Annotated in this window: 11 protein-coding genes; 8 read left to right on the top strand and 3 right to left on the bottom strand. The window is 70.2% G+C overall.

Annotated elements, in window-relative coordinates:
* The first annotated feature begins 137 nt into the window (after positions 1 to 137).
* The 8 genes from pal (at position 138) to folD (ending at position 8,756) form a co-directional block, all read left to right on the top strand.
* Positions 138 to 677, top strand: coding sequence for a peptidoglycan-associated lipoprotein Pal (gene pal / locus PVT71_RS19540; RefSeq protein ID WP_353474121.1), 540 nt, complete (start codon positions 138 to 140; stop codon positions 675 to 677).
* A gap of 10 nt (positions 678 to 687) precedes the next feature.
* Positions 688 to 1,527, top strand: coding sequence for a tol-pal system protein YbgF (gene ybgF / locus PVT71_RS19545; RefSeq protein WP_353474122.1), 840 nt, complete (start codon positions 688 to 690; stop codon positions 1,525 to 1,527).
* Positions 1,528 to 1,547: 20 nt separating this feature from the next.
* Positions 1,548 to 2,855 carry a tRNA lysidine(34) synthetase TilS gene (tilS, locus tag PVT71_RS19550; RefSeq protein ID WP_353474123.1) on the top strand — a complete coding sequence of 436 codons (1,308 nt, stop codon included), beginning with the start codon at positions 1,548 to 1,550 and terminating at the stop codon, positions 2,853 to 2,855.
* 92 nt (positions 2,856 to 2,947) lie between these two features.
* Positions 2,948 to 4,861: an ATP-dependent zinc metalloprotease FtsH gene (gene ftsH / locus PVT71_RS19555; RefSeq protein ID WP_353474124.1), complete on the top strand. Its 1,914-nt coding sequence runs from the start codon at positions 2,948 to 2,950 to the stop codon at positions 4,859 to 4,861.
* A gap of 168 nt (positions 4,862 to 5,029) precedes the next feature.
* Positions 5,030 to 5,629 carry a sulfurase gene (locus PVT71_RS19560; RefSeq protein WP_353474125.1) on the top strand — a complete coding sequence of 200 codons (600 nt, stop codon included), beginning with the start codon at positions 5,030 to 5,032 and terminating at the stop codon, positions 5,627 to 5,629.
* A gap of 76 nt (positions 5,630 to 5,705) precedes the next feature.
* Complete coding sequence (locus PVT71_RS19565; RefSeq protein WP_353474126.1) at positions 5,706 to 7,376, top strand: formate--tetrahydrofolate ligase; 1,671 nt, start codon at positions 5,706 to 5,708, stop codon at positions 7,374 to 7,376.
* Positions 7,377 to 7,551: 175 nt separating this feature from the next.
* Entirely contained in the window at positions 7,552 to 7,848 is a 297-nt protein-coding gene (locus PVT71_RS19570; RefSeq protein WP_353474127.1) for a chorismate mutase, read from the top strand.
* A 5-nt stretch (positions 7,849 to 7,853) separates the two neighbouring features.
* Positions 7,854 to 8,756, top strand: coding sequence for a bifunctional methylenetetrahydrofolate dehydrogenase/methenyltetrahydrofolate cyclohydrolase FolD (gene folD, locus PVT71_RS19575; RefSeq protein ID WP_353474128.1), 903 nt, complete (start codon positions 7,854 to 7,856; stop codon positions 8,754 to 8,756).
* A gap of 37 nt (positions 8,757 to 8,793) precedes the next feature.
* Here the strand turns inward: folD and pdeM are convergent, their stop codons facing one another.
* The 3 genes from pdeM to PVT71_RS19590 form a co-directional block, all read right to left on the bottom strand.
* Entirely contained in the window at positions 8,794 to 9,459 is a 666-nt protein-coding gene (pdeM, locus tag PVT71_RS19580; RefSeq protein ID WP_353474129.1) for a ligase-associated DNA damage response endonuclease PdeM, read from the bottom strand.
* Between the two features lie 44 nt (positions 9,460 to 9,503).
* Positions 9,504 to 10,928 (bottom strand): inorganic phosphate transporter, encoded by a 1,425-nt coding sequence (locus PVT71_RS19585; protein WP_353474130.1) that lies wholly within the window; start codon positions 10,926 to 10,928, stop codon positions 9,504 to 9,506.
* Positions 10,929 to 11,117: 189 nt separating this feature from the next.
* A complete protein-coding gene (locus PVT71_RS19590) occupies positions 11,118 to 13,526 on the bottom strand; it encodes a ligase-associated DNA damage response DEXH box helicase (protein ID WP_353474131.1) in 2,409 nt (802 codons plus the stop codon).
* Positions 13,527 to 13,633: the final 107 nt, after the last annotated feature.

Here is a 13,633-nt window from a genome sequence, read left to right on the forward strand (position 1 = left end):
GCAACGCCTATACCTTTGCGCCGTGGCGCCGGAAACAATCCTCTCAAAAGGGTTATCCGGCCCGTGATGCGCAACGTTCCCAAGGCTTTCACGCTGTGATAGCGTTGCTGCAAACACACGAGCAGGACAGTGATCCAATGACATATCTTCCGAAGGTTCTGATGCTGGTGGCCGGGCTTGGCCTCGCCGCCTGTACCAACCCGGACCGCTTCAACGACGGCGCCAACGGTGCCGGCGCCGGTGGCGCAGGCTACGGCAACGGTTCCGGCGTGAACGGCGGCTACCTCGACGGTTCCGCCAGCGACCCGCGGTCGCCCGCCTACTTCAACCAGGCGATCGGTGACCGCGTCCTCTTCGCCGTCGACCAGTCGACGCTCTCGCCCGACGCGCAGAACACGCTGAACGCGCAGGCGCAGTGGCTGATGACCAACTCCGACTACCTTGCCGTGATCGAAGGCCACGCCGACGAGCAGGGCACCCGCGAGTACAACATCGCGCTCGGCGCACGCCGTGCCAACGCGGTGATGGAGTACCTGATCTCCAAGGGCGTGGCGCCGAGCCGCCTGCGCCAGATCTCCTACGGCAAGGAACGCCCGGTCGAGGTCTGCTCGCAGGAAGCGTGCTACGCCAAGAACCGCCGCGCGGTGACGGTGATCTCCATGGGCATGTCGAGCTGAGGCGGATCGGATGCGTCTGACCGGCATCGCCCTCTGCCTGGGCCTGATCGCCACCGGCGCGCAGGCCCAGCAAACCGAGACCCTGGCGGACCTCCGCCAGGAACTCACCCAGCTGAGCGGCGAGCTTCAGAAGCTCAAGCGTGAGCTGAACACCACGGGCATCAGCTCGATGAACGTGCCCGCCAGCACGCTCGACCGCGTCAACGCGATCGAGGCGGAGCTGTCGCGCGTCACCGCGAAGACCGAGGAGCTGAGCCACCGCATCGACAGCGTCGTGTCGGACGGCACCAACCGCATCGGCGACCTCGAGTTCCGCATCTGCGAGATCGAGCCCGGCTGCGACATCGGCAACGTCGGCCAGACCGCCCCGCTCGGCGGGCAGGCACCCGCCACCGCGGGCGCTGCGACCCCGGCGCCCGCGCCGGCCAATACCGCGACGACGCTGCCCTCGGGCGGTGCCCAGCTTGCCGTCGGCGAAGAGACGGATTTCCGGCGGGCGCAGGAGGCGCTCGCCAACGGTGACTTTCAATCCGCCGCGGAAAAGTTTGCGGCCTTCCGCCAGGCCTACCCGGGCTCTCCGCTAGAGGCGGCGAGCTACCTTGCCGAGGGGCAGGCGCTGAAAAAGGCCGGGGACACGCGCGAAGCGGCCCGGCGCTTCCTTGGCGCCTATGCCAACTACCCCGAGAGCGAGGTCGCGCCCGCCGCGCTCTGGCAGCTCGGGACTGCGCTGGGCGAGCTCGGCAGCACGACCGAGGCCTGCGTGACGCTGGGCGAGGTCGCGACCCGCTACCCGGGCACGCCCGAAGTCTCCGAGGCGCAGGCCGAGATGGGTCGCCTCGGCTGCCAGTGAGGCAGCCCGGCGACATCCCGGTGGGCAGCACCCTCGACCAGCGCTTCGCCGAAGCCATGGGCGCGGCGCTGGGGCCGGAATTCCCCGAAAGCATCGCCCTCGCCGTCTCCGGCGGGGGCGACAGCATGGCGATGCTGACGCTGGCGCACAACTGGACCCATGTCTGGGGTGTGCGTCTGCGGGTGGTGACGGTCGACCACGGGCTGCGCCCCGAGGCGGCGGCCGAGGCCGAGATGGTCGCCGAGACCTGCGCCGAACTGGGCTGGGAGCACGCGACGCTTCGCTGGCACTGGGACGGGCAGGGCAATCTCATGGACGCGGCGCGGCGCGCCCGGCTTTCCCTCATCGACGACTGGCGCGGCGAGACGCGCGACGTGCTGCTGGCGCATACCGCCGACGACGTGGCCGAGAGCTTCGTCATGCGGCTTGCGCGCGGGGCAGGGGTCGAGGGGCTGTCGGCGATGCGCCCCGTGCGCGAGGTCCACGCCGGGCAGGGTGCGCCGATGCGGCTCGTCCGCCCCTGCCTTTCGATGCGCCGGGATGAACTGCGCCACTACCTGCGGGTGCTGCAGGGGCAATGGGTGGACGACCCTTCCAACGACGATGAAGGCTACGAACGGGTGCGCGCCCGCAAGCTGGTCGCCCGGCTCGAGGCCGAGGGCACGCTGACCGGCCCCGACCTGAGCGCCGCCGCGATGCGCATGGCGCGGGCCGCCGAGGCGCTGCGGGCGCGGGCGGCGCAGGTCTGGAACGAGATCGCGGCGCCCCTGCCTTTCCAGCGGCGCGGCGAGCTGCTCTGCGACCAGTCGGGGTTCCAGCGCGTCGAGCGCGACACCCAGCTTCGGCTGCTTTCAGCCGCCCTGCGCCATGTCTCGGGCACGCAGTACCCGCCGCGCGAGGCGCCGCTCGAGGCGCTGCTCGACCGGCTGCTCGGCGGCGGGGGCGGCACGTTGCATGGCTGCGAGGCGCGGATCGAGCGCGGCCGGATCGCCGTCTTTCGCGAGTTCGCCGCGGTGCGCGACCTTACGGTCCCGGCGGCCGAGGGCGCGCTCTGGGACGGGCGCTGGCGGCTGATGCGGAGCGTTCCCAGCGGCTTGACCCTGCGCGCGCTCGGCGAGGACGGCTGGGCGCAGCGGGACCGCGAGACCGAGCCGCCGGTGCCCTTCCACGCCGCCCGCAGCGCCCCGGCGCTCTTCGACGGGGCCTGGCTCGTGGCCTGCGACGCGCTGCTGCGATCGGCGGAGGGCGCGCATTTCGATCACCTTGCCTTTGGCCGGGGGCACCTCGACTTCGCCGCTTTCCTGAAATCCGGCCCTGCTTCGGGGTGAAATCGCATTGAACCGGCTGGCTCAGCCCTTATGTTAGGCTCACATCGCGGTTTCGAGAGGACCGCGAGAGACGTCATTTTAGGAGGCCGTCCTTGGGCAACGCACGAAATATCGCCTTCTGGGTCGTTCTTTTCCTGTTGATTCTGGCGCTCTTCAACCTCTTCTCCGGGGGTGGAAGCACGCTGCAGAGCCGGGAAATCAGCTACTCGGACTTCATGGGGGCGGTGGATTCGCAAACCGTCAGCTCCGTCACCATCGATGGCGAACAGATCCGCTACCGGGGGAACGACGGGCAGGACTACGTCACCGTCAAACCCGAGGATGCCCAGGTCACCGACGCGCTCATCGCCAAGGGCGTGACCGTGCGGGCGGAGCCGCAGCAGCAGTCGGGCTTCCAGGCCTTCCTGCTCAGCCTGCTGCCCTTCCTGCTGCTGATCGGCGTGTGGATCTATTTCATGAACCGCATGCAGGGCGGCGGCAAGGGCGGGGCCATGGGCTTCGGCAAGTCCAAGGCCAAGCTGCTGACCGAGAAGCACGGCCGCGTCACCTTCGACGACGTGGCGGGCATCGACGAGGCCAAGGAAGAGCTGGAAGAGATCGTCGAATTCCTGCGCAACCCGCAGAAATTCTCGCGCCTCGGCGGCAAGATCCCCAAGGGCGCGCTGCTCGTCGGCCCTCCGGGCACCGGCAAGACGCTGCTGGCACGCGCCATCGCGGGCGAGGCGGGCGTGCCGTTCTTCACCATCTCGGGCTCGGACTTCGTCGAGATGTTCGTCGGTGTCGGCGCGTCGCGCGTGCGTGACATGTTCGAGCAGGCCAAGAAGAACGCCCCCTGCATCGTCTTCATCGACGAGATCGACGCCGTGGGTCGCAACCGTGGCTCGGGCTACGGCGGTGGCAACGACGAGCGCGAGCAGACGCTCAACCAGCTGCTGGTCGAGATGGACGGTTTCGAGGCGAACGAGGGCGTGATCATCATCGCCGCCACCAACCGCCGCGACGTTCTCGACCCCGCGCTGCTGCGTCCGGGCCGCTTCGACCGGCAGGTCATGGTCGGCAACCCCGACATCAAGGGCCGCGAGAAGATCCTCGGCGTGCACGCCCGCAAGACCCCGCTCGGCCCGGATGTCGACCTGCGCATCATCGCGCGCGGCACCCCCGGCTTCTCGGGCGCGGATCTGGCGAACCTCGTGAACGAGGCGGCGCTGATGGCCGCCCGCGTCGGCCGCCGCTTCGTGACGATGGAAGACTTCGAGAACGCCAAGGACAAGGTCATGATGGGCGCCGAGCGCCGGTCGATGGTCCTGACCGCCGAGCAGAAGGAAAAGACCGCCTACCACGAGGCCGGTCACGCCGTGGTGGGCCTGATGCTGCCGCAGTGCGACCCGGTCTACAAGGCGACGATCATCCCGCGCGGCGGTGCCCTCGGCATGGTGGTCTCGCTGCCCGAGATCGACCGCCTGAACTGGCACAAGTCGGAATGCGAGGAAAAGCTCGCGATGACCATGGCCGGCAAGGCCGCCGAGATCATCAAGTACGGCGAGCCCAACGTGTCGAACGGCCCGGCCGGCGACATCCAGCAGGCCTCGGCGCTCGCCCGCGCCATGGTGCTGCGGTGGGGCATGTCGGACAAGATCGGCAACATCGACTATTCCGAGGCGCACGAGGGCTACCAGGGCAACACCGCGGGCCTGTCGGTCTCGGCGCATACCAAGGAGCTGATCGAGGAAGAGGTCCGCACCTTCATCCAGAACGCCTACGAGCGCGCCTACCAGATCCTCTCCGAGCACAACGCGGAGTGGGAACGGCTGGCGCAGGGTCTGCTGGAATACGAGACGCTGACCGGCGACGAGATCAAGCGCGTGATGAAGGGCGAGCCGCCGCAGGCCTCGGGTGACGAGGGCAGCGGGTCCGACGACGCCCCGAGCGTGACCTCGATCCCGAAGACCAAGCCCAAGGCCAAGCCCGCCGAAGAAGGCGGCATGGAGCCCGAACCCTCGGCGTGACCTGCGCCAGGCGATGAAACGGAAAACCCCGGAGCCCCGCGCTCCGGGGTTTTGCCTTTCCGGCTCGCACCTTCCGGGCAGGGCGACAGGGGCGATACCCCCTCGACGCCGCCGCCGATCTGTGGCCCAACTCGGTCCCGTAACGTCAGTCTCCGAAGGATCCCGCCCATGCCCGCGCTCATTCCCACCAGCTTCTCCGCCCGCATCACCTGGCTCGGACAGGTGCCGCTCGAGGGCGACAGCATCCGCTCGCAGGCGACCCAGGCGCTGGATCTGGGCTGGGGCGGACCCGAGGGCGAGCGGCATTCCGGGCGCACCCGCCCGTCCTGCTCGCGCGTGACCTCGCAGCACCCGCGCGGCACCGAGATCGCCAACGTCCGCCAGCTTGCCGTCATGTCGGCCGAGGAGATCGCCGAGATCGCCCGCACGCTGGGCCTCTCCGAGCTCGACCCGCAGCTGGCCGGGGCCACGCTGGTGCTCGAGGGCATTCCCGACTTCAGCCACCTGCCGCCGTCGTCGCGGCTGCAGGGCCCGGACGGGGTGACGCTGGTCATCGACATGGAGAACCGTCCCTGCAACCTGCCCGCCCGCGAGATCGAGACCGAGCACGCGGGCCACGGCAAGGCGTTCAAGGCCGCGGCCAAGGGCAAGCGCGGCGTCACCGCCTGGGTCGAGCGCCCGGGGCGGCTGGCGCTGGGGGACGAGATGCGCCTGCACGTGCCCGACCAGCGCGTCTGGGCACACCTCAAGGCCTGCCGCAAGGGCTGAGCGCTTCGCGCGTGACCGGCGCGCGGCGAGCGGCTATGGAGGGGCGGACGACCAGACGGGAAGGAGGCCCCCGCCCATGACCACCGACATCGAAATCGCCCGCGCCGCCGAGAAGCTGCCGATCCAGGAGATCGGCGAGAAGCTCGGCATCACCGGGACGGACCTCATCCCCTATGGCCATGACAAGGCGAAGGTTTCGGCGAGCTTCATCGCCGGGCTCGCGGGCCGCAGGCACGGCCGGCTGATCCTCGTCACGGCGATCAACCCGACCCCCGCGGGCGAGGGCAAGACCACCACCACCGTCGGCCTCGGCGACGGGCTGGCGGCGATCGGCAAGAAGGCGGCGGTCTGCATCCGCGAGGCCTCGCTCGGGCCGAACTTCGGGATGAAGGGCGGGGCCGCCGGCGGCGGCTACGCGCAGGTGGTGCCGATGGAGGAGATGAACCTCCACTTCACCGGCGACTTCCACGCGATCACCGCCGCGCACAACCTGCTCGCGGCGATGATCGACAACCACATCCACTGGGGCAACGCGCTCGACATCGACCTGCGCCGGATCGTCTGGCGGCGGGTGCTCGACGTCAACGACCGCGCGCTGCGCGACGTGGTGACGGGGCTCGGCGGCGTGCCGAACGGCTTCCCGCGGCAGGGCGGCTTCGACATCACCGTCGCCTCCGAGGTCATGGCCTGCCTCTGCCTCGCCGACGACCTCGTGGACCTTGAGCAGCGGCTCGGAGACATGATCGTCGCCTATCGCCGCGACAAGGCCCCGGTGCATGCGCGCGACCTCAAGGCGGACGGCGCGATGGCGGTGCTCTTGAAGGACGCGCTGCAACCCAACCTCGTGCAGACGCTCGAGCACACCCCGGCCTTCGTGCACGGCGGGCCCTTCGCCAATATCGCGCATGGCTGCAACTCGGTGATCGCCACCAAGACCGCGCTCGCCCTTGCCGACTACGTGGTGACCGAGGCGGGCTTCGGCGCCGATCTCGGGGCCGAGAAGTTCTTCGACATCAAGTGCCGCAAGGCCGGGCTGCACCCCGACTGCGCGGTGCTGGTGGCGACGGTGCGGGCGCTCAAGATGAACGGCGGCGTGGCGCGGGCCGAGCTTGGCACCGAGGACGTGGCCGCGGTCAAGAAGGGCTGCGCCAACCTCGGGCGCCACATCGAGAACCTGCGCCAGTTCGGCGTTCCGGTGGTGGTGGCGATCAACCATTTCGCCGGCGACACCGAGGCCGAGATCGCCGCGGTCAAGGCCTATGCCGAGGCGCGCGGCGCCGAGGCGCACCTCTGCCACCACTGGGCCGAGGGCTCGAAGGGGATCACGAAACTCGCCGAGCGCGTCGCCCATATCGCCGACGGCGACGCCGCACAGTTCGCGCCGATCTACCCCGACGAGATGCCGCTCTGGGAAAAGATCGAGACCGTCGCCAAGCGCATCTACCACGCCGAGGAGGTGACCGCCGACCCGCGCATCCTCGCCCAGCTTGCCGAATGGGAAGAGCAGGGTTTCGGCACCCTGCCGGTCTGCATGGCCAAGACGCAGTATTCCTTCTCGACCGATCCCAAGAAGCTCGGCGCGCCGACCGGTCACATGGTGCCGGTGCGCGAGGTCCGGCTCTCGGCCGGGGCGGGCTTCGTCGTGGCGATCTGCGGCGACATCATGACCATGCCCGGCCTGCCGCGCGTGCCCGCGGCCGAGACCATCCGGCTCAACGGAGCGGGCGAGGTCGAGGGGCTGTTCTGACGTCTCCTGCCCGATGACGCGCGGGGGCGGTTCCCAAAACCGCCCCCGGGTTTCCGATGCGGCGCGCGCTTTGTCGTCTTTGTACCGGGCTTTGCCGCACTGGTACGTTGATCATCGCGCCGCGTCGCGGCATAGGGGGCGCACCGGACCACGGTCACCCTGCAAGGAGGCGCCCATGCGCGATCCCGCAAGCCTTGGCGACATGACGGCGCTGCGCGCCGAGATCGACGCCACCGACAAGAGCCTGAGCGCGCTTCTGGCGCATCGCCAGCGCCTCATCGACCGTGCCGCCGAGATCAAGACCGGCGCGGGACTTCCCGCCCGGATCAAGGCCCGCGTCGACGAGGTCATCGCCAATGCCCGGACCAATGCCGAGGCCGAGGGGATCGATCCGGATCTGAGCGAGACGCTCTGGCGCGAGCTGGTGGAGTGGTCGATCCGCCGCGAAGAAACCGTTCTGGGACAGGAGTGAGGCGCATGAGCGCAACGATCATCGACGGCAAGGCGTTTGCCGAAAAGGTGCGGACGCAGGTCGCTGCCCACGTGGCGCGGCTGAAGGACGAGCACGGCATCACCCCCGGCCTCGCCGTGGTGCTGGTGGGCGAGGACCCGGCCTCGGAAGTCTACGTCCGCAACAAGGGCAAGCAGACGCTCGAGGCGGGGATGAACAGCTTCGAGCACAAGCTCTCGGCCGACACCTCGGAAGCGGACCTTCTGGCGCTGATCGACCAGCTGAACAACGATCCCGCCGTGCACGGCATCCTCGTGCAGCTGCCGCTGCCGGGGCACCTGAATTCGGATCTGGTGATCAACTCGATCGACCCGGCGAAGGACGTCGACGGCTTCCACATCTCCAACGTCGGCCTGCTGGGAACCGGGCAGAAGAGCATGGTGCCCTGCACCCCGCTCGGCTGCCTGATGATGCTGCGCGACCAACTCGGCTCGCTCTCGGGGCTGAACGCCGTGGTCGTGGGCCGCTCGAACATCGTCGGCAAGCCGATGGCGCAGCTGCTGCTGGGTGACAGCTGCACGGTGACCATCGCGCATTCGTGCACCAAGGATCTGGCCGAGGTCTGCCGCCGCGCCGATATCCTCGTCGCCGCCGTCGGCCGCCCCGAGATGATCCCCGGCGACTGGGTGAAGCCCGGCGCCACGGTGATCGACGTGGGCATCAACCGCATTCCCGCGCCGGAGAAGGGCGAGGGCAAGTTCCGGCTGGTGGGCGATGTCGCGTTCGCCTCGGCCGCCGAGGTCGCGGGCGCGATCACCCCGGTGCCGGGCGGCGTCGGGCCGATGACCATCGCCTGCCTGCTGGCCAACACCGTCACCGCCTGCTGCCGCGCCAACGGCCTTGCCGAGCCCGAGGGGCTGACGGCCTGAGAAACGCGCGCGCCGGGCGGCTCTCTGCCCGGCGCGCCTAGCGCGGCATCGGCAGCGCCAGCGGCGCCTCGCCGGTGAGGATCGCCTGCGCATCCGCCGCCATGAGCCCGACGAGCGCCGGGCTGTCCGTCCGCAGTCCCCCGGTATAGGCGCCATAGGCGGGCATCAGCAGCCGCGCCGCGTCGAGCAGGAAACAGGGGCGCGAGATCACCCGCCCGCCGCGCAGCACCAGCCGCGCCTTGGGGTGGTAGTGGCCGGAGATCTCGCCGGAAGCGCCGCGCTCGGCGATGTGGCGCAGCACCAGCCCGCCCAGCTCCAGCGCCGCGAGGTGCCTGCCGCCAAGGGAGACCGGCCCCGGATCGTGGTTGCCCTCGACCCAGATCCAGTCGCGCCCGGCCTGCAGCCGCGTGATCCAGAGCTGCTCGTCCTCGGGCAGCATGAGGTCGATCCCCGCGCTGTCGAAACTGTCGCCGAGGCAGACCACGCGCTTGGCGCCGGTGGCCTCGAGGTCGCGCTCGAGCCGCTGCAGCGTCTCGCGCCCTTCGTAGGGGGGAAGCAGCGCGCCGCCCTGCGCCGCCATCCGAGCCGACTTTCCGAGGTGCAGGTCCGAGACCACGAGCAGCCGCTCGGCGGGCCAGAACAGCGCCCCCGACCCCAGCGCCCGCAGCGCGGCCCCGCAAAACTCCACGTCGATCCAGCTCATGCCCGAGGCAATGCCAGAGCGCCGCGCCGCCTGCAAGCCGGGGCTCAGACCAGCATCACGTGCAGCAGGAGCGCCGCGCCGAACGACAGGATCACCGTGCCGGGCAGGGTGGTGACCCAGGCCAGCAGGATGCGCGAGATCATGTCCCACTGCATCCGGTCGCCCGAGGACTGCACCGTGCCGGCGACGCCCGAGGTCAGCACGTGGGTGGTCGAGACCGGCACGCCGCCGAAATCCGCCGCGGCGATCGAGGCCATGGCGGCGGCCTGCGCCGCCAGCCCCTGCGCCGGGCTCATGTGCCTGCTGCCCATCTTCTCGCCCAGCGTCTCGACGATCCGCCTGTAGCCGATCATCGTGCCGCAGCCGAGGGCGAGGGCCGAGAGCATCACCAGCCATGTGGGCACCTTCTCGATCAGCCGTTGCAAAGCGGTATAGGCGTCGTTCAGCCGGGCGATCTCGGTGCCGGTCAGGATCGCGGTCAGCTGCGGGGTGTCGAGCGCCCGGCCGAGTGCCTCGTGGATGTCGAGGATCTCGGCGCGGAAGCGGATGCGCTCCTCTTCCGTCACCGGTGTCGCGGCGCCGTCGAGCTCGACCACCGCGCGCAGGTGCTCGAGCTCGGTCCGGTAGCGCGCGGCGGCGGGCACCTGCGGGTCGGCAAGATGCGCGTCCACCACCTGCCGCAGCTCGGCGATCACCTGCAGGCTGCGGGCGTAGCTTGCCGGGTCGTGCACCGGGTCGAGCGCGAAATTGCCCGGCGCGAGGCCCATCAGCGCCATCAGCATCAGCCCGATCGACTTCTGCCCGTCGTTCGAGCCGTGCAGGAAGGACACGCCCGCCGCCCCGACGATGAGCGCGGCGCAGATGCCGCCGGGCGGGCGAAGCCCTTCCTCGTGCGGGCGGTAGATCTCTGGGCTCCGCACCAGCCGACGGATCAGCCGGTAGATGAGCCATCCGACGACGAAGCCGAAGACCGGCGAGACCAGCAGGGTGAGCAGGATCTTCCGCCCCTCGTGAAGGTTCAGCTCCTGCGCGACGGGCGCGCCGACCAGCAGCGCATGGGCCATCGACACGCCGATGACCGCGCCAATGTAGGTGTGCGTGGTCGAGTTGGGGATGCCGAAATACCAGGTCGCAAGGTTCCAGGTCACCGCCGTGGCGATCAGCGCCAGCATCAGCGAGGCCTCGTGCGCGGTGTTGATCCCGGCGATCATCTCCTTGGGCAGCAGGAAGACGATCGAGAAGGCCACCGCCGTGCCGCCGAGGATCACCCCGAGGAAGTTCATCACCGCCGAGAGCGCGATGGCCGGAACCGGTTTCAGCGCGTTGGCGTAGATCACCGTCGCGACGGCGTTGGCCGCGTCGTGGAAGCCGTTCACCGCCTCCTGCAGCACGATCAGCACGAAGACGAGGAGGAGGGTCAGCGTGGCCACCTGCGGCAGGTTGTGCAGGATTTCCTCGATCGCGGTCATGCCCCCTCCTTCCGCCGTCGGCGGGCGGATGACCCGCCTGCAAAGGCACCCGGAATAAAATCTTTTAAAACAATGTAGAGGGCAGGATTGCCCGGCGGCGCGGGCGAGTCATCCCCTTTCATGCGCCGCGCGGCCCTTCCGGCTGATCTTCGCCCATGCCGCGTGCGGTTACTCCCCGGAGCGGCCGCCTCAGATCGCGCCCAGCCCGGCCTCGCGCAGGAGCGCGCCCACCTCCTCCTCGAGCAGCCGCGCCTCGGCGCTGCCGCGGATCGGCACCTTGCCCGGCTCGAGGAAGAGTGGCGCCGAGAGCGGCGAGAGCCGGTCCAGCCGCACGAGGTCGATCCGCCCCTGCACCCGCGCGCACATCTCGCGGATGCGGGCGAAATCGACCAGCCCGCGCATCGCCTCCTCGCGGGTGATCTGCAGGAGCAGGTGGTCGGGGTCGTATTTCACCAGCGTGTCGTAGAGGATGTCCGAGGACATGGTCGCCTGCCGCCCGGTCTTGCGCTGCCCGCCGACGTTGCGCTCGATCAGCCCGGCGATGGTGGCCGAGGCGCGGAAGGTGCGCTTCATCACCGCGTTGCCGGCGAGCCAGCCCTCGAGCCCCGCCTCGAGCGCCGCGAGGTCGAAGAGCGGCGCGGGGTCGACCACCGCGTCGAGCCCCCAGATCAGCGTGGCATAGTCGGTGGCGACGAAGCCCATCGGGGCGAGCCCCTCCTCCTCCATGCGCTTGGTGAGCAGGAGCCCCAGCGTCTGCATCGCGTTGCGCCCGGCAAAGCCGTAGATCACCAGCTGCTCGCGCCCGTCATGCGGGAAGCTCTCGATCAGCAGCCGGCCGGGCTCGGGCAGGCGCGAGACCTCGCGCTGCAGGCGCAGCCAGTCGGCGGTGTGGCGCGGCAGGCCGGGCCAGTCCTCCTGCCGGAACATCCGCAGGATGCGCTCGGACAGCTGCGTCGAGGTGGCGAACTTGGTGCCCATGAAGGTGGCGATCTTCGGCTTGCGGTGGGCGTCGGGGCTGACCTGCACCACCATCTCGCGCAGCCCCTCGTAGCGCACGATCTGCCCGCCGATGAGGAACGTGTCGCCCCTGGTCAGCTGCGCGGCGAAACCCTCCTCGATCTCGCCTAGGGGCGCGCCGCCGCGGCCGCGGTAGCGCACTTTCAAGGTGTCGCTGTCCTGGATGGTGCCGATGTTCTGCCGGATGCGCGCCGCCGAGCGCGGGTCGCGCAGCTGCCAGAGCCCGTCCTCGCGCTGCTTCAGCCGCTGCCACTGGTCGTAGGCGCGCAGCGCGTAGCCGCCGGTGGCGCAGAACTGCAGGCAGGCGTCGAACCCGGCCCGCGTCAGCCCGGCATAGGCCCCCGCCGTGGTCATCTCGGCGTAGAGCTTGCCTGCGTCGAAGGGCCCGGCGCAGGCGGCGATGAGGATGTGCTGGCAGAGCACGTCGCGCGGCCCGGGCCCGCGGCTCTCGCCGTCGAGTTCCCGCGCCCGCACCGCCTCGAGCGCGGCGAGGCATTCCACCACCTCGAAGCGGTTTGCGGGCACCAGCAGCGCCTTCGAGGGCGCGTTGTAGCGGTGGTTGGCGCGGCCGATGCGCTGCACGAGCCGTTTGACGTTCTTCGGCGCGCCGATCTGGATCACCAGGTCCACGTCGCCCCAGTCGATGCCGAGGTCGAGCGAGCCGGTGCAGACGATGGCGCGCAGATCGCCGCGCACCATGGCGGCCTCGACCTTCTCGCGCTGGCCGCGGTCGAGGCTGCCATGGTGGATGCCGATCGGCAGCGAGTCCTCGTTGGCGAGCCAGAGCCGGTGGAAGAAGATCTCGGCCTGCGCGCGGGTGTTGTGGAAGATGAGCGTGGTGCGGTGCCGCTTGACCTCTTCGAGCACCGCCGGGATCGCGTAGGCCGCCCCGCCGCCGGACCAGGGCGGGGCGGCCTCGGTCTGCAGCATCGAGATGTCGGGCTCGGGGCCGGGATCGGCCTCGACGATCTTGCAGGGATCCGGGTGCCGCGCCAGCAGCCGGGCGATCGCCGCCGGATCCTCGACCGTGGCCGAAAGCCCGACCCGCCGCAGGTCGGGGCAGAGCGTCTGCAGCCGCGCCAGCGCCAGCATCAGCTGGTCGCCGCGCTTGCTCTCGGCGAGGGCGTGGATCTCGTCGACCACCACCCGGCTCAGCCCGGCGAAGATGCGCGGCGCGTCCTCGTAGGAGGTGAGCAGGGCAAGGCTCTCGGGCGTGGTCAGCAGGATGTGCGGCGGATCGGCCCGCTGCCGCCGCTTGCGCGAGGAAGACGTGTCGCCGGTGCGGTCCTCGACGCGGATCGGCAGGCCCGCCTCCTCGATCGGGATGAGCAGGTTGCGCCTGATGTCCGCCGCCAGCGCCTTCAGCGGCGAGACGTAGAGCGTGTGCAGCCCGGTCCGCGGCGCCTCGGTCAGCTCGGCGAGCGTCGGCAGGAACCCGGCCAGCGTCTTGCCGCCGCCGGTCGGCGCGATGAGCAGCAGCGCGGGCGCGCCGGCCCGCTCGAGCATGGCGCGCTGGTGCGGGTGCAGGCTCCAGCCGCGGGCGGCGAACCAGGTCTGAAGGGAGGCGGGCAATCCGGACATGTCCGCAAAGATAGGCGCGCCGCCCGGCTTGGGAAGCCGCCTCGGCACGCAAGCCCCGGCCCCTTCTTCTCTTTCCAAATACGCCGGGGGAGTCCGCGCGGAGCGCG

This window comes from Salipiger sp. H15 (assembly GCF_040409955.1).
Lineage (GTDB): Bacteria > Pseudomonadota > Alphaproteobacteria > Rhodobacterales > Rhodobacteraceae > Salipiger.